This window comes from Xanthocytophaga flava, assembly GCF_030068545.1.
Taxonomy (GTDB): domain Bacteria; phylum Bacteroidota; class Bacteroidia; order Cytophagales; family 172606-1; genus Xanthocytophaga; species Xanthocytophaga flava.
Genome location: NZ_JASJOR010000011.1, coordinates 136,747 through 158,185, shown reverse-complemented (window position 1 = coordinate 158,185; position 21,439 = coordinate 136,747). Strand labels below are relative to the sequence as shown.

Sequence of the window (21,439 nt, the reverse complement as noted above, 5' to 3'; positions counted from 1 at the left end):
TTTTCTCTGAAACTAGCCGGTCTAACTATCTGGCGCAAACGCTCGACCAGCAGATCTGACTTACAGAGTGTAGCCTATATCTGCTGGTACTAAAACTCTATTTTTCTGTTATGGCAACTTTTATTCCCATACCTACATACACCATCCCGGATGCTTTGTTCAGGTATTGATTAAATCCAGGGTTATTTTTCAGTCTTTGAGAGAATAAAGCAGAAAAAAATGTGAGAGTCAGAAACCATATCATACCCAGCAAGGCACAGGTACATCCCAGGATAATAAAAGGAACAGGTGACTCAATGTACTCTTTCTTTATAAACTGTGGAAAGAAAGAGAGAAAAAACAAGGCAACTTTTGGATTCAGAATATTGGTCATAAACCCAGTACGAAAGTTTTTCCAGTCGCTTTCCTTGACAGGCTCTTTCTTATCAAAATCCATTTTCTTATCTCTGGATCGAAGTGCCGATATACCAAGAAATAGTAAATAAAGAGCACCTGCATACTTAACCAGAGAAAAAGCAAGAGCAGATTGCGCCACAATAAGGGATAAACCTAAGGCAGCAAAAAGTGTATGCAAGAGTACGCCACTGTTAGTGCCGATTGTAGAAAATATGCCGGCCCGTTTGCCCTGACTGATTGATTTGTTTAATATGAAAATGGTATCAATGCCGGGGGTCATTATAAAAATGAGGGCTGTGATACTAAAAACCAGGAAGTTGTCGATTCCAATCATGTGATGAATTTTGATGCTCTAGTCTGCATAATGCAGACAATTAGTAAAAGCACAAAGTAAGCATCTTTCTTTTGAAACCGATAAGTATTTCTCTGATCACGCTATATTTTCGTTCACCTGTTTTCAAAAATCATTCATATGCTATGTATCCCGATTTTAGGACTACCCCAGTCGCAAAACCCACAGTTATCGTATTAGTTAATGGTATGCTCACGTTTTCATTTATCCTCTGTTTGACTTCTGTCATTAACGGTGATTGTTTCCTTTTCTAGGATAAACTTTCCATTAACATATTGGAATTGGCCTTGTCTAATTGTGTCTATATCAAGGTCATGGCTATAACCATAATTATTGCCATAGAGATAGGTTAAACGTTTGCTTTTCAGATCATACCGGATATAAGGCTCCTCTTCAAGTTGAACTGTATTTTGCTGGCAAAACTCAAATTTACCTTCTGAATTATTACCTATTGAGTGTGTTAAAATGGAGTCATTTTGAAAAGAGATAACTCTTGCATGATTGCATACAACACTCATTACAGATGCAGGTCGTCCGTAACTATGTTCCATTATTACATATTTCTCATCAGGAAGTTTATGTATTGACGTAATACTAGTGAAATCAGCTTCTTTTATAACCTGCTTACTTTTTAGATTATAATGAATGTATGAACTCCATAAAGGATTGCAATAACCTCCACATGATTCGCCTTCTATAACATAGATTTTAAAAGTACTGTCAGGAGCATAAAATACTTCTCCACTGGATAGACTGATTCTCATTTCCTGTAAAATACTATCCATCTCAGATTCTGTTACCAGAGAATCATCTTCCATATATCCTCTTATTAGTGCTAGTCTATATTTAGCTACTATAAGTGAATCAGAATTTTGATTCAATGCAACATTGGATTGAGAGGTATGCGAGGACATATCACTTTTATGAGATGCACAGGAGTACACCAAGCTCAAAAATAGCAGTGCAAATAGTAGTATAGATATTTTCATAAACTTTTATCCTTAACATTATCAGCCTCTTCTCTGAGTTTAAGCACAAACCAAACAGTAAAAGGTAAAAACGAAAAAATAAGAAGTATGAACAAAAACGATCTGGAAGTACACTTTGCAATCTCCCAAAAAGTCAACAAAATATAGGCTACAAATAAAAGAACAAACGGAGCATCTATTATGAAAGTTATGAGAGGATTAAATCCGGACAGGAAATCGTAAAAAAGAAATAACATACAAACTCCCACAGTATTTGCTACTACCAGAAAAGATATTCTCGTTGAGATTGAATCTGGATTTACATATATACAGGTAACATAAACTGTTAATATCAAAGAATAAAAACCAAGCGCTTCTATAAACTTTCCATACTTAGATACCTCATCTGCAAACCAATACATCAACGATATCACAGAATGTAGTAAAACAATAATTCTGAAAAAGCTGGTATTTTTTAGCAAGTGAAAAAAAGACATTGTCTGAGAAGAGAAATTTAAACCAAGTAATTTATCTATGGGTAAACCGGAATGGCTCAACCTTCAAACAGATAATACAAAAAAGCGGATGCGGATGTTTGAGCCAAAAGAACAGTCACCAAAATTATACATTCTGGACTATTCTGTTCGAAATGTGTGCTATTCTGTCCGATATAAAAACCACCTATTACGAGACATAACAACAGTATGGGTTGACTAAGTAATACTATGGCTCTGCATCTATCCGGATTGCTTAGTGTCCATATAACAAACACAGATAAGCATGTTACTATAGATATAACACAATACGTATAGGTAGTTGCAATAGGTACTAAAATCCATTCTTTCCCATCATTTCGGATTGCTTTAAAATATAGGAGTTGGTAAAGCATGGTTAGAAAATAGCTGAGCACTATAAATAAGAATCCAGCAAAAAAGGCCTTTTTTAGGGTACCAAATGTAATTTTATTTCCCCTCATGGTTATTGTCTGCATTAAGTCTGGGATATGCTGCATTTCACTTAAGCTATATAAAGAATCTGCATTCGCTTGATTTGCAACAATAAAGCTGATATAAGTATATTCTGTATGACTTCTACTACCAAAACCAACCGTATACCTTTTATTCAATATAAAATCACATGAGTCTTTATGTGTGTTAGACGGAATTACATCACGAAAAGATAAACTTATTCGTTTTCCATCCTCTCTTACATAATAGGACTTCACAGAAGAGCTAAAGTACAAACTTTTGGGTTCTGAAAATTTTGTCAGATATAAGCCATCTTTGCTAATTTGATAAACCCTCACACTTCTCTGTATAGTACAATATATTTCCTAAGCTTTTTTTTCATTTAACACTGGCTTAATAAGCTTGTCTTTTCAGAAATCTATTTTTGCAGAAAGAATTTTTACACAAGCTATGTCTTATCTTTCTGCTGACGAAGAAGAACTCCTGCGGGAATTACGAGCCGGAAACGAAAAAGCGTTTAACGAGATATACGACCGCTATTGGAAAAACCTATACTTGTTTGCCCGCAACAAACTACGCTCTGAGGATGAAGCACTGGATATCACACAGGATATCTTTGTAAAGCTTTGGACCAAAAGAGATACGTTGCTTATTACTACTTCTCTTTCCGGTTATCTGTTCAAAAGTCTGAAAAATAAAATACTGGATCATATAGCTGCTACCTATACACGGGAAGATTATCTGGCGTCACTGAAAACCGCCACTCTCCCTTTTCGGGAATCAACTGCCGAAAAAATAGCTGAAAGTGAGATCTATTCTTTGCTGGATACATCTCTGGCCAGCATGCCCTCCCGTATGAAGGAGATATTTGAACTGAGCCGACGCCAGGATCAATCCATTGCCGAAATCTCGGAACAACTGGACTTATCTCAGCAGACTGTAAAAAATCAACTTACAGGTGCCTTAAGAAGACTTCGCTTAAGTCTGAGTGATTATATTGTATCTATTCTTCTATTCTGTATCTGGATTTCCTAAGTATCAGATAACCTGACAATATACTATTACTCCTTACTCCTACTCCTATAGCCCTCAAATACAGGTCTATATTTGTTTCATTTTACCTATTTTAATTTTTTTCAAAAAAATCTTCACTTCGCATAGTACCATTTGGATTCTCGCCCGTCACCTCATGGTAAACGCACTATTCTCTGACATCACAATACCATCACAGTGACTCCTGAAGAAATAAAAAACCTGATTACGAAATACAAACTTGGCCAATGCACAGACGATGAAAAAGAATGGGTAGAATATTGGCTTGATTCGCTGCATACACATTCTGAAGATCTATCAACAACCGAAGAAATACGAATCAAAACCAGCCTTAAGGAGCGAATTGATACAGCCATTAAAGAAGAAGAGAATATTATTGCGTTACCTGTCAGACAATTTCCCATATGGCGAGTTGCCTCTGTTATTTTACTGGTAGCCCTGGCTGCCGGAGTAGGGATATGGATCGGCAAAGGTCATTTTCTGAAAACTTCTGTTGCCTATATGGAGATATACAATCCTCCGGGCCGTCAGAAGGTGATTCAGTTATCAGATAAGTCACTGGTATATATGAATGCAGATACCCGAATCAGAGTACCCAAGTCCTTTTCAGGAAATATTCGGCAGGTGTATCTGGAGGGGGAAGCCTTTTTTGAAGTAACCAAAGACCCTAAAAAGCCTTTTGTGATCACTTCAGGAAAGATCAATACACGGGTTCTGGGTACCAGTTTCAATGTAAAGGCCTACAAGGATGATTCGCAGATTGAGGTTGCGGTACGTACCGGAAAAGTACAGGTTGGAGATAGTATGCAAACTGTATTCCTAACACCTAATCAGAAAGCCAGCTATTCTATAAAAGAACATCTACTAACTCAGACCCAGGTACCACAACTGGAAGATTATACAGCCTGGATGGAGGGTAATCTGGTGTTTGAAGACAAAACTCTACCGGAAATTATTCAGATCCTAAACCGGAAATACAATGTAACGATACAGCTGGAGAATAAGGAACTGAGTCAGTGTAAACTAAATGCCCGGTTTAAAAACGAGCCGTTACCGCGAATCGTGGAGAAGATATGTCTGTATCTGGGAGCCCGATACAAGAAAGTTGGAAATCAGATTATCATCAAAGGAAACACCTGTCAATAATGCCTATACATTAAACCACTGTCAAACAAACAATCCATTCTATTGCCTATGTAACAGTCAAACTCTACGTCTACCCGTAACGCTGGATAAAAACCGAAGATGTTGCGAGCATCTCCGGTCTGATAATCCCCGGTTTTTATGTATTCCTTATCACACATCAAAGAAATAACCAAGAGACCTTTCGTGTTCAGTTTAACCTGAAAACAAACCCAAAAATATGAAAAAATCCCAAAAACGAGGGTTCGTATATTCCATATATTTTATGAGATATGCAGCTCTGTTTGCCGTGCTGTTGCAGTTCACTACCACTGCCTCCTATGCCAAAGCTACCAGTCAGAACATATTGGATAATACCATTTCAATCTCTTTAAAAAATGTAACACTTCGCCAAAGCCTGACCATACTCAGCGAAAAAGCAAATTGTGAGTTTATTTATTCTCCCAGTTTGTTACCAGCTGATAAAAAGGTATCGGTAAACTACGAGAACCGGAAACTACGGAACATTCTGGATGATTTGCTTAAGCCTTATTATGTTATCTACGAATCTTCGGACTCGTATATTTTTATCAAAGAAAAACCAAAAAGTACAGGCACATCTGCCAATAAGCCTCAAGGCACTGTTACAGGAAAAGTAACTGATGAAAAAGGTCAGCCCTTGCCAGGTGTCAGTGTTAGTGTCAAAGGAACTACTACAGGTAGCATCAGTGATGCTCAAGGAAATTACAGTGTCACTGTTTCCGATGAGAATGGTATTCTGGTATTCTCTTTCATAGGCTATAACACAGAAGAAGTTCCTGTGGCCAGCAAAACTGTGATCAATGTAACGATGGTACCTAACATACAATCACTGGAAAATGTGGTGGTAGTGGGTTATAGTTCTATCAAGAAACGCGACCTGACAGGGTCTGTGGAACAGGTAGATGGTAAAGCCCTGGAAAATCGTTCTGTGTCTAACGTTACACAAGGACTACAGGGAGTTATTCCGAACCTGAACATTATTCCACAAGATGGCAAACCAATTCAATCACCGCCTTTCAACATACGTGGTACCACTTCCATCGGTCAGGGTGGTAATGCTTTAGTACTGGTAGATGGTGTAGAAGGTGATCCGAGCCGGCTTAACCCCAACGACATTGCCAGTGTTACTGTACTGAAAGACGCAGCCTCTTGTGCTATTTATGGAGCTCGTGGTGCATTTGGTGTAGTCTTATTCACTACTAAAAAAGCCAATAAAGAACGTACCAATATCACCTACTCTGTCAATCATGCATTCAGATCTCCTACTACAGTGCCTGATCTGGTTACAGACGGTTATCAGTTTGCCAAGCTGTTTAATGAAGCGTGGTCAGCCTGGAATGATTACTCTCAGACCCCCCAGAACATCAACAAAACAGTAAAATTTTCACAGGATTATCTGGCGGAGTTAGAGAGACATTCCAAAGATCCCAGTCTTCCTCAGGTAGAGGTAAACTCAAATGGAGAATACGTCTACTATGCGAATACAGACTGGTACAAGGAACTTTACAAAAAGCATACAACGTCTACCGAACATAACATTTCGTTCTCTGGTGGCAATGACAAAAGTGACTTCTACGTATCCGGAAGAGCTTATACACAAGATGGATTGTTCCGTTACAACTCGGATGATTACAAAATGTATAATCTCCGCGCCAAAGGATCTTTACAGCTAACATCCTGGCTGGATGCGACAAACAATGTTGACTATTCGTCTATCAAGTATCACAACCCGCTAAACGTTGGGGAAGGTGGCAGCATCTGGCGGAACATTTCAGACGAAGGTCATAACATGGCTCCTATGTTTAACCCGGATGGTACCCTCACCTATTCTGCGGCTTATACAGTGGGAGATTTTGTATATGGTAAAAACGGTATCGACATGAACCGCACTGTAATCCGGAATACGACAAGCTTAAGCAGTCACTTCTTTGAGAACAAGTTACGCATCAAGGGTGATTTTACCTTCCAGAATACCGACAATGATGAGAATCGCAGACGCGTACAGGTTCCCTACAGCCGCAAACCGGGAGTAATTGAGTATGTAGGAACTAACACCAATGACTTGCAGGTACTGCAACGCAATACCAAGTACATGGCTACCAATATTTACAGTGAGTACGAGAACTTCTTTGGTAACCACTATGTAAAAGCCCTGGTCGGATTTAATTACGAACAATCCACCTATAAACGGCTCGAAATAGTACGCAATGGACTAGTATCTCCGGATGCAACAGACCTTAACCTCGCTCTGGGTCAATCAATCACTACCTCAGGAGGGTATGATCAGTGGGCTGTTATGGGAGGTTTCTATCGGTTAAACTATGGGTTCAAAGACAAATACCTGGTAGAGTTTAATGGCCGCTATGATGGTTCATCCAAGTTCCCTTCCAGTCAGCGGTATGCCTTCTTCCCTTCTGTATCAGCAGGATGGCGGGTGAGTAAAGAAGCGTTCTGGACAGTTCCTGAAAGAATTATTTCAGATCTGAAAATTCGGGCTTCCTATGGTTCATTGGGAAATGGAGCTATAGATTCGTATTCATTTCAGGAAAAATTTAACATCAAACAATCCCAACGTGTCTTAAATGGAGTAAAACCTCAGCAAACCAGTCAACCAACAATTTTACCGGATGGACTAACATGGGAAACAGCTAACACACAAAACCTGGGGATCAATCTGGGGTTACTATCTAACCATCTGAATGTGACAGCAGACGCTTATATTCGAAAGACAACTAATATGTTTACTGTGGGTATGACACTCCCTGCTGTGTTTGGAACCAATACACCCATTGTAGATATCGATGTACCTAAAGGAAACTATGCAGATATGAGAACAACAGGATGGGAAGCATCTATTGCCTGGAACGATCAATTCAAAGTCCGTAACAAGCCTTTTAACTACAATATCCGGTTTGTAATTGCTGATTATACCAGTAAAGTCACCAAATACAATAACCCTAAGAAAAGGCTGACAGATTACTATGCAGGTCAGACAGTAGGTGAGATCTGGGGATTTGTAACAGATGGATTCTTCAAATCAGATGAAGACATCAAAAACTCAGCAGCACAAACATTGTATAAGGCATCAACCAGTGGCAAGACACTTCCAGGCGATATCAAGTTTAAGAACCTGAATGAGGATAATGTAATCAACAACGGTGACAATACAGTTGACAATCCGGGTGACCGCAAAGTAATTGGTAATGCGACTCCACGTTATACATATGGTGTAAATCTGGGTGCTGACTGGAATGGATTTTTCTTTTCGGCCTTCTTCCAGGGTGTAGCCAAACAGGATTGGTATCCAGGTACGGAAGCAGCTCTCTTCTGGGGTCCTTACAACAGACCCTATAACAGAATACCTAAATACCAGCTGGATCAGATCTGGTCAGAAGAAAATCCTAATACATACTTCCCAAGATTAAGAGGATATGTAGCTCAGAATGGGTCTGGCGAGTTGACACAAACTCAAACCAAATACCTGCAAAATGTAGCCTATGTACGCCTTAAAAACCTTCAGATCGGCTATAACTTCCCTCAGGAACTCATCAAAAGAGCACACATGAGCAATGCACGGATTTATCTGTCTGCTGAAAATATCTGGACATGGTCTCCCTTGTATAAGCTCACCCGAGATATCGATGTAGAAAGTATCAATGGCTCTGACCGTGTATTGACTGATGGAAAAACAGGAAATGGAAACAACTATCCTATTCTGAAAAGCATGTCAATGGGACTCTCTGTTACCTTCTAAGGAATAGGTGAATAGCCTCGGTTATAGATTTATCCTTATTCAAGTTTATCAATCCTTTGTATTCATGAAAAAATATATAATAATACTTCTTGGCCTAACCATCCTTTTTTCCGCTTGCGAAAAACTGGATCAGGTACCCGAATCCACAGCCACCAGAGACGCTATTTTTGGAAATGAGACGGGTCTCATGCTCTATACTAATTCATTTTATGATATACTTCCTACGGCAGGCGACATTCATCGGAGTGATGAAATGTCTGATTATGCAGCCCGTACTCAAGTACCTGACTTTTTGCGTGAAGGTGCTTTTGGTCCCAGACAAAGTTCCGGATGGAATTGGGAACAATTGCGAAATGTAAATTATTTCATTGAAAACTGTACAGACCCACGTGTTTCTGAAACAGCCAGACGCAACTACATTGGTATTGCACGTTTCTTCAGAGCCTGGTTCTATTTTGACAAAGTAAAACGTTTTGGAGATGTACCCTGGATCAACAAAACCTTTCAGGTAAATGATCCTGACTTGTTCAAAGGTCGTGATTCCCGTACATTGGTAATGGATTCAGTACTGGCTGATCTTGACTATGCAGCAGCCAATATCACAGCCGCCAATGACAACTCACGTAGTCTGATCTCCAAAAATGTTGCCTATGCATTTAAATCCCGCGTGTGTTTGTTTGAAGGAACCTATCGCAAATACCATGATGAATTGAATCTGGCATCTACCTCTGAAAAATGGCTGACAGAAGCAGTAAATGCAGCAGAGAAAGTAATAAACACGGGAGGTTACTCGCTTTACAATGGTCTTGGCACAGATAAATCGTACCGTCAGCTGTTTACAAGTACTACGCCTGTCACATCAGAAGTGTTGCTTTCTGTTGTAATGGATGCTAACCTGAGTGTATTCAATGATGCCAACTGGTGGTGGACCAGTGCAACCTATGGATCTCGTGTAAGCTTTATCCGTACGTTTGTCAATACGTATCTGTCTAGTGATGGTACACCCTTTACCTCCAAACCAGGGTATGAAACCATGACGTTTATGGAAGAGGTAAAGAACAGAGACAAGCGCCTGCAACAAACCATCCGTATGGGCGATTACAAACGAGTAAATGGTGGTTCTACTGAACCTGCGCCTCCTGTTTTCTCCTATACCTATACAGGGTATCAACCGATCAAGTGGACGCTGGATGATGTGTATTATGATGGAGGAAGTCGCAACATCAACTCTATCTGTGTGATTCGTCTGGCAGAAGTGTTGCTGAACTACGCAGAAGCCAAAGCCGAACTGAAGTCATTTGGTATTGATTTCACAACTGCCGACTGGACAACAACTATTGGAGCCCTGAGAACAAGAGCTGGCCTTGCAAACGCAAACTCATTACCGACTACCATAGATCCGTATCTGGAACAAAACTATTTCCCTGATATTATGGACCCAGTTTTAATGGAAATCCGTAGAGAAAGAGGTATTGAGTTAGCTCTGGAAGGTTTCCGCTTTTATGACCTTGTACGTTGGAAACTTGGTAAACTGATGGAGCAAACATGGAATGGTTTCTATGTACCTGCGTTGAATCAACCTATGGATCTGAATGAAGATGGTATTCTGGATGTATGTTTCTACAAAGAGAAACCCGCTACACAGATTGCAGGAGTTACGTATGTGAATGTAGCAGAGACAATCAGCAATGGCCCCAATCCACAGCGTCTCTCCCATGACACCTATGGCGAACTTACCTGGCTGGCGAATGTGCCTCGCAAATGGGAAACCAAACACTATCTGTATCCTATTCCTGAAAATGACCGGCTTCTGAATCCTGCTCTGGGTCAGAATCCAGGCTGGTAATAACTCATTAATCAATCCGTCCATCACTGATTCTGCAGATGGACGGATTTTTTCTTATTGCAGATAATTACTCCATCTTTTCAATATGTTTTGCTACTGTTTTATCTAAAACAGATTTACCTTACAACAAACTTCATAGTATAATTTCCGATCACAACCTATATAAGTTTAATTTTAAGTTACAATTTATGAATTCAAGAAAACATATTACCTTATTCATTTTATTTCTCCTAATGCTGACAGGAACAGAAAATAGCTGGGCTCAGGATATGATTGTGGGAAGCTTTAATCTTCGCTTTGACAACCCAAGAGATACAGGTAATCTATGGGTAAACAGAGCCCCTGTCGTAGCTTCGCTGATCCGGTTTCATGAATTTGATATCTTTGGCACACAGGAAGGTCTGAAAAATCAATTGGATGATATTAGTAAAGCATTGCCTGAATACGAACGGTATGGTGTAGGACGCGATGATGGCAAGGAAGCGGGTGAATACTCTGCAATATTCTTCAAAAAAGATCGTTTTACCGTACTGAAAAAAGGAGATTTCTGGTTGTCTGAAACACCTGATAAGCCTACCCTCGGATGGGATGCTACCTGCTGTAAGCGTCTTTGTTCATGGGTATATCTTCAGGATAAACTGACCAAAAAGAAATTCTATTTCTTCAATGCCCATTTTGACCATCAGGGTAAAATTGCCCGTGTAGAAAGCGGCAAGCTGATTCTGAAAAAAATCAAAGAAATGGCAGGTAACGAACCTACCTTATTTACTGGCGACTTAAATGGCGGACATCAAAGCGAATGGTATCTGACACTGGCCAACTCCGATTTATTAAAAGATACTTTCAGCCAGGTAAAAGAACCTTATACCAATGGCAATCCTTCCTTTAACTCATTTGGAAAAGGTCCGGTAGGAAATGATATTATTGACCATGTATTTGCTACCAAAGATTTTCAGGTAAGCAAGTGGGGAGTTTTGACGGACACCTATCGGGGTAAGTATCCATCTGATCATTTTCCTATTCTGGTAAAAATGAGATTGAAATAACTCTTCTCAAAATTAAACAAAAGGAGGCAGCCTGTATTAGGCTGCCTCCTTTTGTTTGGTTCTTCCTATAGTTTTAAAACTCCAGCAGTTCTCCATCTGCAGGGATACGTAATTGAGAAGCAGGTACTCCCTGTTTCTCAGCATAGACTTGTAGTTCGTCACGAGTTACACTACCATGATCCAATGCCTCAAGATGGGTAGCGATAACGATACTATCAGGAGCAAATTTACAAAGGTCTATAGTCTGTTCTTTATCCATTACAATAGCAGGTGTATCATCCGAAAAACGATTGCCACCAGAATGGGTAATGATAATATGTGGCTTATGCGTCTCAATAACTTCTTCCAGCTTTGAGTACCAGATTGTATCCCCCATCCAATAAATAGTAGGCTCACCAGCAGCCTTTAGTATAAAGCCTGCCACATCACCCATCCGCTGGCCAATCTCTCCTACTCCATGTTCACCGGGAGTACGTATGATCTCCAGATTGCGCCAGTACAGCTGATCCTCTACTGACGTAATGCGGGTAAAGTTCATACCAAGAATGGTATTCAAATGTGTAGGATGGCAAAACAGAGGTAATTCTTTGGGTAAAGCGAGCTGTGCAGTTTCATCAAAATGATCCGGATGCAGGTGTGAGACAAGTACCATTTCTACCCCACTCAAAATATCCTCTACTGAAACGGGTAACTCTACTGTTGGATTTGGGGATTTACCGGCAAAAGAACGCTGGCTATGTTTTGATGCAAAGTAGGGATCAATGAGAAAGGTATTACCGCCATAGTAAAATTTAAGTGTAGCATTACGGATAAGTTGAATTTTCATGACAAAGTGAAACTAAGGGATTAGGATGGATATAGTCAGGCTACACCTTACATAAGCAAAGGTATCACACAAATGGTCAAAAGCTCAAAAATATCTTTCAAATATGAAAAGCTGATGATAAACGGGTAAAGCAGTAGCAAGCATTGCAAAGCCTGCAATACACAAAATGTAGAATTTAGTATAAATTGGAAGATTAAGCGGCTGCTATTTGTCCCGGACAGAACAGCCAGACTTTGGCATCGCCAGAAAGTACCTGTAGGGTATTATAAGATACCAGATGTAAAGTGTTGGAAGCGGTAATCACAAATGTATCTGAGAGCCTTTGTATAGTAAGGTTGTCTACAGTTTGAGGCTCAGATAAAGAGGCTTTTACCAACTCTATAACCTGTGCTTCATACACAGCCTGAGATTGTTGCTCTTCAGCCTGAAGTTGTTCGAGTTTCTTCCAGGAAGTATAAGCAGATTGGATACGGACTGTTACCTGGTCACGTTTGGCTTCTTTGAGGATATAGTTAGCCATGTTGTCTTTGTCCTTCTTTCTATCCAATACAACCAGATGAAGGTCATTGCGTTTGTATTGCACACGCAACTCCTTCAACTCTTTTTCTGCTTTTTTGAGTTGTTTATCTCTTTGCTTGGAGACAGCTTGAGCCTCGAGTTCAGCTTTTTGTTGGTCTGCGTGAGCTAGTAATTTTGTCAGAAGTATATGTTTGGCAAGAGAAAGTTTTTCGTCTTCTTCAATCTGCTTAATGCGTTTGAGCATATGATGTAGTTGCTCATTAAGACGTGCTTTATAGGCTCTCAGACGATAATATTCTGATCTGAATTTACGAATGGCTGTTGAATTTGTATGGTAACGAGGCATGTAAAAATGTTGATTTTTGTTTGTTGTTAGATCTTTTAAAGATACAAAAATCAACTCGTTTAAACAATATTAAAGAGGTATTTTACGACAAAAATTACAGTTATGATGCTAACTCATATCTGTCGCCACAAGTAAAAATGTAGCCTTTCCCAGATTTGTTCTCTCTGAGAAGTCACCTCTAGTTTTGAAGTATTAAAAGACTGATATATACCTCTGGCCCTTTCTAAATCTACTGGATCAGCTACTGCATATAATGTACTAGCTTTTCTTACCCACTTATCAAGATACACCCAAGTCTGTTTTTGAACAATGATGTCTTTATCCATCAGGCCTGTGAGCAGGTCACCTAAAACTCTCCATCCACCTTCTTTTGAGAACAACAAAAGAATAGTCTTTCGATATATTTCATTCCCAGATAGAAACAACTCTCTTGCATATGTTAGTATATCATTATTTACATACCCCGCTAATATTTCAATACTTCGTTTTCTAAGCTTACCGGATGGATGTGATAAGAATTGTAAGGCATATTTTCTGGCTATCTGTGCATCTAGTTTTGAAATAGCAATCAAACTGGCAAGTTGTACACTAGATGATTCATGTTGCAGATACAATTCACAAACACCTATATCTTCCTTCGTACCCGTCTCAGATAAACCCAACAGACTACCAGTTAACTGGTGTTGTCTATGAATCTGCTGTCTGTAGATTTGGGGAAAGGATACATCTGCATTTTTTAACTCGTATCGGGCAAACTGCTGTACAGTTGCAGATGTATCAGCAATCAATGACCATATGTCAGGCCTTAATTCATTTTTAAACGTTCCAATTCTTTCTAAAGCTGTGGATCTTACCTCTGAGGAAGTATCATATAAAAATGCTTTCAGTAAATCTTTGTGTAGAGATTCTTCAAGCAAATGAATATTTTTTAAGAGTGCCAATCGAACCAAATGGCTTTTGTCTGTAAGAATCCGGTGAGCAATTTCAGGAGTGAGTTTTCCTGATTGTAACAGATGGTTTATATAAATCACCCGTGCGTGGTCAGGTATTCGCTGAATTTTTTTGTGCCATTCAAAAGTATATTCTTGTGAAAGAAGAAACTGGATAAGTTCTGTATGAATGGCTGAATATTTTACTTTTTCCACCTTTAGAAGCCATTCAATCAGAGACATATTATGTAGAAGATGATAGGCAAATTGCTCTTCTTTAAAAGACTGAATAGCACTGTTTGCAGCATTCCGTACTTGGCCCACCCAATCTCCCAACCGAAGTAAAATATAGGGAATGGCCTCGGGTTGCTTTGTTAATACTAATTCTCTAACAGCAGCTTCTCTTACATATCCATCACAATTCATACTTGCAAGCATCAGCAAGGCGTGATAGCTTTCTGTCGGAAAACCGCATTTATATTTATTAATATCAGCAGGTAAAATGTATAGGTATCTCAGAAACTCATAAGAGCCAGCAGTAATCTTTTGTCTCTGAAGTATATGCTTAATTACGTTGGCTACTTTTACTTGAAACTCTGAGGGTTGAACCGATAGGAATGGCACCTTTAAAGATTTGCTTTTCAACAATGGAAATAAAAATCCTATATGATGAATGGATCCTTTTTCCTTGTAAGTGTCAAGACATTGAAGCTTCTGTTCAATAGAAGCAGTAGAGTCACTCAGTATGTGTGTACAATGAGAGAAATCGTAGCGTCCTTTCATTACAAGTTATACTATGTAGTTACCTGATTAATTTTCGAGAAGCTATTTTGCTATTTGCATCTTTTTTATACTCTGCATGAGAAGAATATGCGAACAAATCTCTTTGAAGATTTTTATAATACTTAGTTGTTGTATCCACTTTTAGCCTTTCAAGGATTGTTCTTGCTTTTAGGATGTCAATGTCTCCAAACGCTCCATAAAAACTATCGTGCAAACTGGTAAAGAGAAGGTAGTGCCATTTCTTATCTTTGATCAAAAGATAATAGAGTTCTTCTTTCCATGTAAATGGGACTGCAACAGATGATCGTAGCATACTTTCAACTATTTTTTCGTTATCTAGTTCCATCAATCGTTGCCATGATTCCGCTACAGTTTCATTATCTTCAAAAAGATCTACTGCCAGTAAATACTCAATTCCGGATTTTTGCTGTTGATCTGATCCTAATAAACAATTGATACATCTATTCCAGAAAATATCGCGTTCTTCAAGTTCCAGGTCATTATAATACCACTTCAGATGCATCAAAACGGCATAAGTAGGCTGTATTTCAAACAACTGAAAGGAAAGATCCAGCTTTTGACTTTTTGACAAATGCTCATCATGCCAGATTGCATTCATGCTGTCAAATTCATTTATTCCAGAAGATGGATAATTGATAATGTATGGTTCCAGTTTCATGGGCATTAAACATCTGCTTACTTAAAATCTCTTTGTCCCCCTCCCCGGATTCGAACCGGGATTTCCTTTTACAGGACAGTCGGGCTGTGAACGCGCTTCCCTACTCCACTCTTCGCTTTTCGGTGCACTGCAAACTCTGTCCATTTTAACGCGTAGTCAAAACGGCATATTCCCAACACTCCACGGTTTCGGTTTACCGTAGCTCTGCCTTTTGAGCTAGAGGAGGATATTAGTAATCTATAGTGTATATTGCATTTTTCTCAAATATGATGGCATGAGGCATCCAGCAATCTGAATATTCACTAGCCACTTCATGTTGTTGTATACAAATACGGTTGGGACCATAAGAACCTGATATACCACAGCACCCTTGTAGTCTTTCCGGATCTGAATGCCTCATTGTATTAATCAGATCATCTATATGAATTACAACTCTGCCTCCCGTATTAGCAAAACACTTACCATCACTAATCCAGTAATATCCCTGTGGCAAAAAAGGCCTATCATCCTCTTCATTAGTCAGGGAGGCATAAGGCAAATAACGTAAATCAGGGGTTAATGCTGTATGACAGGCTTTGCAATAGACTTTCATCTGATTTACCAATTTTAAAGGATCAAAAACAAGGGCAACAAGCGAAAAGAGAACATATGTGCTCTACCTCTGAGCTATCCTGCCTAAGCAGGAGCAGGATTCGAACCTGCGACCACATCGTCCCAAACGAAGTAACTCTTTTCTACGGCACCTGGAATTTACAAGTCAGTTTAGTGCTGACTAGTTGTATTATAACAGAGCTACACTCAATAAGAGAGGTTTTGATTAGAAAGAAATTAAATCGGGTTTAAAGGTTTACACAATAAAGCAGCGAAGTATCCCTTATTTACGGCATCTGTTATTTCTTTGAAACCCTTCTGGCCTTTTGCAGGCCAGAGGGTTCTATATCTCAATTTTATCAATGACGGACAATACACTTTCCTTTTCTTCCATAGCAACCATCATATCGAAAATCTTTTCACTCCATCCAGCCACAGTCATCACACCATCTTCGAAAAGAGTATTTCCATATCCTTTCAGATCCACACTATAGGTCACCACATTTGGATTTAGTTTTTTGTATTCGTTAAATAACTTTCCAAAGTCGCTCCCTACCCGTCGTTTGTGGTCATACCAGTTGCATCGGGCTCCAATCTGACAGTCAGAAAAAATAACAATACGATCTACTATGATTTTCTCAGACAACATTTTCTCTATCATGTTAAATATTCCTTGTTCTGTGCTGGGTCCACATGTACGGGCAGCATTGTTGATACTCGCAAAGTTTTCGAATACAGAAGCGTTTCGCTTTAATTCCGGAAAAACCAGTTTGTCACCAAACAATCCAATCTCTGTATCTTCAGACTGAGCCCAGTACAAGACAGCAAACAGATTGGCGATATCGGCGGTTGTTCTACGGCTCATTGCTGAAACAACTGACTTTCCTCCCATGTCTCCAAACATACTTCCGGAATTGTCTGACAGGATCAGAGTTTTTCCTTTGGATACAGGAATGTTGTTACACGAGTACCGTACAGCTTTTTCAAGAGCCTCCTGAGTAGCTTTGATCTTTGCTTTATTTGTATCATTAGCTACAGCTTCAATCTCTGTATAAGCTGACAAGAACCTGAATGGTAGCTGTTTAGAGCGTTTTACTTTGTCTTCACTAGCAATCTGTTTAAGTACTTCTGTCAACGCATGGTCTGTCCCCTGAGTAAGAATGTTTCGCAGGTTACGCAACAATGCCATGTAACCTAACTTTCCACTTAGAACCAACTCTTCCCATTTCAAGGCTTTTACCTGTTGCTTTTCCTGTTCACTGGCAAATGACTGTTGTCCTAATTGAGACAATTCTGTTTCCCAGGTATAAGGAACAGGCAGTGTATCACTGGCAATCTGTGTGAAGATTTCCTGTTGTGCATCATCTTTAGGCATCGGATGCACCAAAAACAATGCATCTCTCAACCGAACGACTGTGTCACGATTGTATTTGGCAAACTGGTACGCATCAAACTTATTAAAGCTTTTTGCCAATCCTTTCTGAATCTGCTTTGAAAGCTTACCTAGCTTTTTGGTTTCTTTGCGTTCATTGGTCAATTGATAATAAGCCAACAACTCCATGATTTCATCCGGACGTTGTACCACACGTTCAACCGTTCTGCTGACCAGACTATCTCCCTGATGTACCTTTGCCAGTTCGCCCAGTAATACTACTGGCACAGACCGTAAATACATTTGTTCACGAACATATACAGCCAGCTTTGCCACAAACAATGGATCTACCTTTGGAATCAATGCTTTGATTCGTTCCAGTCGAGCATCTGCTTTCTCATAATAGGAATCGTGAAGCATAGCACTTACTACTGTAGTGTATAGTTCCATCTCTGCCTGCAACATATAGGCTTTGCCACCCATGTAGTTGACAGTTGGTTGTGCAGTATGGCTGGTTGGTGTAAATTTCATAGCTGTAAAGAATAAATAGTCTTCGTTGTTGTATTGATAGCACAAAGTTGAAAAGCCAGAACGCAGTCTTTTTGCGTAGTAAAAACTTTTTTCAAAATTATTACAAACTTTTTCTCTTTGGTATTGATTCACGAGTAGGCAAGTCGGGAAAAAATAATAATCTTACTCCCTGAGGATACTATGGTCTTCAAAATGGCATATTTATTGCCTGTCACATTTATGTAAATTATTTGTTTCACCCTCTTTACTCCTGTCCACCAAGCTGGCATAGACAAAGAGTTCAACACCACACACTATGTATACTTTCACAAAGTCATTCTTGGGATTTATCGCACTTTTATGTATAGGTTTAGTTAGTTGTCAGGGACCTCAGGGGCCAGCAGGTCCTCAAGGTGCTCCAGGACCACTAGCACTTGCCTATGAGTTTGAATTTGATTTGACATCTAACAATGACTATGGCATCTATTATACCTTTCCAACCCAGGATAATATACAGCCTTCAGATGTTGTCTTGGCCTATCTGCTCACCGGACAGGATAACGGAGTAGATATTTGGAAATTAATGCCAGCAGGTGATCCGTTTGTACAAAATGCATTTATTGATTTTGACTTTACATACAAGAATATATTTATTTACGCCTATTCTGTGGGTCAGAATTTGCCGATTACTATGAATGACCGAGTAGCTCGCGTTGTAGTAGTACCAGCAGATTATTCACCCAATGGTCGCAAAGCTTTAAACATTGACTATAATGATTATAATCAGGTGAAAAAAGCATTTAATTTATCTGATGCATCTGTGAAGAAATTGACTCCTGTAGCAAAAACAAAATACGAGGGACCAATTATTTATTAATCCATAGATCAGAGAGCTACCCATTCGGCTAGCTCTCTGATAAACAATAAGCAACGAGAGCAGGATTTGAACCTGCGTCGATCCGGATTTAGAGCCAGACGTTCTACCGCTGAACTATCTCGTTTGATTCTGAAGACAGGACTCGAACCTGTGTCTAACCGGATAAGAGCCGGAAGTTCTACCACTGAACTACATTCAGAATCTGAATCGGGAGCAGGACTTGAACCTGCGTCCGGTCGGTCCAGAGCCGACTGCTCTACCACTGAGCCTATCCCGATTGGTTTTCACTATATATGAAAGAGTAACAAGCAATAATGGAAGCGGGGCATTGCATAGCTGGAGTCGAACCAGACGATTTTGTTGCACGAGTCAACTATACCGTTCCTCCCCAAGGGTAGCTGCGAAGTATCCATCGTTTACGACATCTTTCAAGATCTTTATACTCTCTTTTTCTACAGCATATTCATTTAACTCCATTCGGATTGTACTGATTTCAAACCCTTTCCCGAGAAATAACCATGCTTTCTCAATATAGACGCTAAAAACGGACTTCCCACACTCACCCCATGCACCAGTTCAGGTGTTGGGCGAAAAGCAACTATCCCATGAGGCCGTGGAGCTATCCAGCCCGATTGTTCAGCATCCAACCCTGCATTGTAACACGCCTCTTTGACTAGCGAGCGGGTACAGATTTCCTTTTCCTGAAAAACCTCCCAGGGCAATGGAATCTTGTTCCATACTTCTGTATTAGGGTCTAGCTTCCCCCCTGACATGTAATGCCAGGCAACTACATCACCAGCCATTAGACGTAGTATTTTTCCAAAACACATCTGATCCAGTATAAACTCTAACCCTAAAGCATAGATCAGATTCATCCACGCATCACGAGCTTTATTCCAGGCCCCGGCAGTATGATTCCAGGTAGACGAATCGTTACCCTTTTTTACTACCATAGTGGTACGGTTAATGGTATTTTCTTTCCATAGCTGAGCCAGAAACTCTGCGATCTCCTGCAAAATACCAGTCCATTGCCCCAACAGTTCCCCTTTCTCTACATCCGACAGATGCGCTAATACCTTAGGGTTCGGATATACGTAGGAAATTGCTTTGTAATTAGGTGTATTGACAATAGCCGATATATCTTTTCTAAAAATATGATTGCGTAAAATCTGATGTACAGACTGTTCTCCTGTACACTTTTTAAATAGCATATCGGCAATCTCGTCATAGGGACGTTGCTGTCCTGAAATCGTAAATTCGCTACGTAGATTACATCGTGCGGTATAGTATGCAATAAAACAAGCTGTGTACTTATCCTTTATGAACTCTTCATACGGTAACCGATGTGCCAAACCATGTTTAGCTACTTGCTCATACTCTGATTTTTGAGCCATACGATTCATCTTTCTCAGCTTTTTCTCCATAAACCGCAGCCGGCGAAACAGCTTGTTGTATTGTCGTTTGGAAATATCCATCCCTTCGGCCTGTCGCTGCATTTTGTTCAACCGATCATTCAGGTAATGGTTTTTACCCATATCCTTATGAATCATTGGAGAGATTTCCTGAATAAATGTCTCTACAGCAGCCGGATCATCAGCATCTATAGTATTAGCATTGTTTAACCGAAATAACTCTACCGTTTTTTTTACCTGCTTTTCAGCACCTATGGGCTTAAAGAACTCCTGAGCCATGGAAGTATAGGCATAGAAGTGTTTCTTCAAACTTCCCTGTGCTGCTTTTTCCAGCATACGCTTTTCATCCTGTGTCAACTCTCCTTCCAGTAAAGTAAGAATCATTTCTGCCACATCTTCAGGGCGTTTGCGTTGTTTTAATGTCTGATATAAAGCTTCCATAGTTGTAGTTCAAATCTTTTTTACTCTTTTTGCAAATTCTTTGGGTTTCCACTTCAGTAAGACAAGCCATTCTTCCATTCTTGCAGCATTAAATTTTAAGGATTTCTCCATAGTGTATAACTTGTCTTCGTATTGTGTAGTCACTTCAATTACATCTATTGAAGTTTTTACAATTCGTATATAATGATAGACAGATTCACAATCTGATACCTCTCTTCCCAATGCAACCTCACAACCAGCACAAATCCTATTTAAAGGCCCTTCCTCTCTACAACCACAACATCCATCAAAAGAAATACTTCTGTTTTTATGATACCCCATGTAAGCCTGCTTTCCATTCTTAAGGCTTATATATACATTCTCTTCATCTTCAAAATAGTTATCGTCGTTCAGAGCATTCAAGTCGTCAACCTGATTTACCAGAAAGTCAGATATTTTTCTAGTACAATTTTTACAAATCAGGTAAACCATAAACAGTAACTGTACTAAATCTTACATTCAATCAACGATACAAAGTTGGGCTGCCAATGCGCAGTCTTTTTGCGTAGTAAAAACTTTTTTCTATTTTTTGAAAACTTTTCTCAAAACACTCAATATACAATCCTTT

General features: G+C 39.5%; 17 protein-coding genes and 2 tRNA genes. 6 read left to right on the top strand and 13 right to left on the bottom strand.

Translation table 11 applies throughout. The annotated features are described in order from the left end of the window. Positions 1 to 97: 97 nt before the first annotated feature. The 3 genes from QNI15_RS17475 to QNI15_RS17465 all read right to left on the bottom strand — a co-directional run bounded on the left by QNI15_RS17475 (position 98) and on the right by QNI15_RS17465 (position 2,605). Entirely contained in the window at positions 98 to 730 is a 633-nt protein-coding gene (locus QNI15_RS17475) for a LysE family translocator (RefSeq protein ID WP_314032779.1), read from the bottom strand. 218 nt (positions 731 to 948) lie between these two features. Further along, positions 949 to 1,662 (bottom strand): hypothetical protein, encoded by a 714-nt coding sequence (locus tag QNI15_RS17470; protein WP_314032778.1) that lies wholly within the window; start codon positions 1,660 to 1,662, stop codon positions 949 to 951. A 607-nt stretch (positions 1,663 to 2,269) separates the two neighbouring features. Beyond that, positions 2,270 to 2,605 carry a hypothetical protein gene (locus QNI15_RS17465; protein WP_314032777.1) on the bottom strand — a complete coding sequence of 112 codons (336 nt, stop codon included), beginning with the start codon at positions 2,603 to 2,605 and terminating at the stop codon, positions 2,270 to 2,272. Between the two features lie 529 nt (positions 2,606 to 3,134). On the opposite strand from QNI15_RS17465, the gene QNI15_RS17460 reads away from it, so the two are divergent. The 5 genes from QNI15_RS17460 (at position 3,135) to QNI15_RS17440 (ending at position 11,547) form a co-directional block, all read left to right on the top strand. Continuing rightward, positions 3,135 to 3,719, top strand: coding sequence for an RNA polymerase sigma factor (locus tag QNI15_RS17460; RefSeq protein ID WP_314032776.1), 585 nt, complete (start codon positions 3,135 to 3,137; stop codon positions 3,717 to 3,719). Positions 3,720 to 3,914: 195 nt separating this feature from the next. Further along, entirely contained in the window at positions 3,915 to 4,883 is a 969-nt protein-coding gene (locus tag QNI15_RS17455) for a FecR family protein (protein ID WP_314032774.1), read from the top strand. A 217-nt stretch (positions 4,884 to 5,100) separates the two neighbouring features. Further along, positions 5,101 to 8,655: a SusC/RagA family TonB-linked outer membrane protein gene (locus QNI15_RS17450; protein WP_314032772.1), complete on the top strand. Its 3,555-nt coding sequence runs from the start codon at positions 5,101 to 5,103 to the stop codon at positions 8,653 to 8,655. 64 nt (positions 8,656 to 8,719) lie between these two features. Next, the gene (locus QNI15_RS17445) at positions 8,720 to 10,501 is read left to right on the top strand and encodes a RagB/SusD family nutrient uptake outer membrane protein (RefSeq protein ID WP_314032771.1); all 1,782 of its coding nucleotides are present in this window, start codon (positions 8,720 to 8,722) and stop codon (positions 10,499 to 10,501) included. Between the two features lie 188 nt (positions 10,502 to 10,689). Further along, entirely contained in the window at positions 10,690 to 11,547 is an 858-nt protein-coding gene (locus tag QNI15_RS17440) for an endonuclease/exonuclease/phosphatase family protein (RefSeq protein WP_314032770.1), read from the top strand. A 73-nt stretch (positions 11,548 to 11,620) separates the two neighbouring features. On the opposite strand, the gene QNI15_RS17435 is transcribed toward QNI15_RS17440, so the two are convergent. The 6 genes from QNI15_RS17435 to QNI15_RS17410 form a co-directional block, all read right to left on the bottom strand. Beyond that, positions 11,621 to 12,373 carry an MBL fold metallo-hydrolase gene (locus QNI15_RS17435; RefSeq protein WP_314032769.1) on the bottom strand — a complete coding sequence of 251 codons (753 nt, stop codon included), beginning with the start codon at positions 12,371 to 12,373 and terminating at the stop codon, positions 11,621 to 11,623. Positions 12,374 to 12,566: 193 nt separating this feature from the next. After that, entirely contained in the window at positions 12,567 to 13,238 is a 672-nt protein-coding gene (locus QNI15_RS17430; RefSeq protein ID WP_313995865.1) for a hypothetical protein, read from the bottom strand. A 113-nt stretch (positions 13,239 to 13,351) separates the two neighbouring features. Beyond that, complete coding sequence (locus QNI15_RS17425) at positions 13,352 to 14,950, bottom strand: HEAT repeat domain-containing protein (RefSeq protein ID WP_314032768.1); 1,599 nt, start codon at positions 14,948 to 14,950, stop codon at positions 13,352 to 13,354. A gap of 19 nt (positions 14,951 to 14,969) precedes the next feature. After that, positions 14,970 to 15,629, bottom strand: a complete 660-nt coding sequence (locus QNI15_RS17420) for a hypothetical protein (protein ID WP_314032766.1) — start codon at positions 15,627 to 15,629, stop codon at positions 14,970 to 14,972. Positions 15,630 to 15,858: 229 nt separating this feature from the next. After that, positions 15,859 to 16,221 carry a hypothetical protein gene (locus QNI15_RS17415; protein WP_313995858.1) on the bottom strand — a complete coding sequence of 121 codons (363 nt, stop codon included), beginning with the start codon at positions 16,219 to 16,221 and terminating at the stop codon, positions 15,859 to 15,861. A gap of 342 nt (positions 16,222 to 16,563) precedes the next feature. Continuing rightward, complete coding sequence (locus tag QNI15_RS17410) at positions 16,564 to 18,123, bottom strand: TROVE domain-containing protein (protein ID WP_314032764.1); 1,560 nt, start codon at positions 18,121 to 18,123, stop codon at positions 16,564 to 16,566. Between the two features lie 295 nt (positions 18,124 to 18,418). On the opposite strand from QNI15_RS17410, the gene QNI15_RS17405 reads away from it, so the two are divergent. After that, positions 18,419 to 18,979 carry a hypothetical protein gene (locus QNI15_RS17405; RefSeq protein WP_313995854.1) on the top strand — a complete coding sequence of 187 codons (561 nt, stop codon included), beginning with the start codon at positions 18,419 to 18,421 and terminating at the stop codon, positions 18,977 to 18,979. 127 nt (positions 18,980 to 19,106) lie between these two features. Here the strand turns inward: QNI15_RS17405 and QNI15_RS17400 are convergent. The 4 genes from QNI15_RS17400 to QNI15_RS17385 all read right to left on the bottom strand — a co-directional run bounded on the left by QNI15_RS17400 (position 19,107) and on the right by QNI15_RS17385 (position 21,303). Then, a tRNA-Lys gene (locus QNI15_RS17400) sits at positions 19,107 to 19,179 on the bottom strand. 5 nt (positions 19,180 to 19,184) lie between these two features. Further along, positions 19,185 to 19,257, bottom strand: a tRNA-Gln gene (locus QNI15_RS17395). 189 nt (positions 19,258 to 19,446) lie between these two features. After that, a complete protein-coding gene (locus QNI15_RS17390; RefSeq protein ID WP_314032763.1) occupies positions 19,447 to 20,832 on the bottom strand; it encodes a hypothetical protein in 1,386 nt (461 codons plus the stop codon). A 9-nt stretch (positions 20,833 to 20,841) separates the two neighbouring features. Continuing rightward, positions 20,842 to 21,303 (bottom strand): hypothetical protein, encoded by a 462-nt coding sequence (locus tag QNI15_RS17385; RefSeq protein WP_314032761.1) that lies wholly within the window; start codon positions 21,301 to 21,303, stop codon positions 20,842 to 20,844. Positions 21,304 to 21,439 lie beyond the last annotated feature (136 nt).

Coding starts and splice junctions, on each gene's coding strand:
- QNI15_RS17450 (WP_314032772.1), top strand. CDS start 5,101: ATGAAAAAATCCCAAAAACGAGGGTTCGTATATTCCATATATTTTATG.
- QNI15_RS17405 (WP_313995854.1), top strand. CDS start 18,419: ATGTATACTTTCACAAAGTCATTCTTGGGATTTATCGCACTTTTATGT.
- QNI15_RS17385 (WP_314032761.1), bottom strand. CDS start 21,303: ATGGTTTACCTGATTTGTAAAAATTGTACTAGAAAAATATCTGACTTT.
- QNI15_RS17420 (WP_314032766.1), bottom strand. CDS start 15,629: ATGAAACTGGAACCATACATTATCAATTATCCATCTTCTGGAATAAAT.
- QNI15_RS17415 (WP_313995858.1), bottom strand. CDS start 16,221: ATGAAAGTCTATTGCAAAGCCTGTCATACAGCATTAACCCCTGATTTA.
- QNI15_RS17460 (WP_314032776.1), top strand. CDS start 3,135: ATGTCTTATCTTTCTGCTGACGAAGAAGAACTCCTGCGGGAATTACGA.
- QNI15_RS17430 (WP_313995865.1), bottom strand. CDS start 13,238: ATGCCTCGTTACCATACAAATTCAACAGCCATTCGTAAATTCAGATCA.
- QNI15_RS17390 (WP_314032763.1), bottom strand. CDS start 20,832: ATGGAAGCTTTATATCAGACATTAAAACAACGCAAACGCCCTGAAGAT.
- QNI15_RS17425 (WP_314032768.1), bottom strand. CDS start 14,950: ATGAAAGGACGCTACGATTTCTCTCATTGTACACACATACTGAGTGAC.
- QNI15_RS17445 (WP_314032771.1), top strand. CDS start 8,720: ATGAAAAAATATATAATAATACTTCTTGGCCTAACCATCCTTTTTTCC.
- QNI15_RS17435 (WP_314032769.1), bottom strand. CDS start 12,373: ATGAAAATTCAACTTATCCGTAATGCTACACTTAAATTTTACTATGGC.
- QNI15_RS17475 (WP_314032779.1), bottom strand. CDS start 730: ATGATTGGAATCGACAACTTCCTGGTTTTTAGTATCACAGCCCTCATT.
- QNI15_RS17470 (WP_314032778.1), bottom strand. CDS start 1,662: ATGTCCTCGCATACCTCTCAATCCAATGTTGCATTGAATCAAAATTCT.
- QNI15_RS17440 (WP_314032770.1), top strand. CDS start 10,690: ATGAATTCAAGAAAACATATTACCTTATTCATTTTATTTCTCCTAATG.
- QNI15_RS17410 (WP_314032764.1), bottom strand. CDS start 18,123: ATGAAATTTACACCAACCAGCCATACTGCACAACCAACTGTCAACTAC.
- QNI15_RS17465 (WP_314032777.1), bottom strand. CDS start 2,605: ATGCTTTACCAACTCCTATATTTTAAAGCAATCCGAAATGATGGGAAA.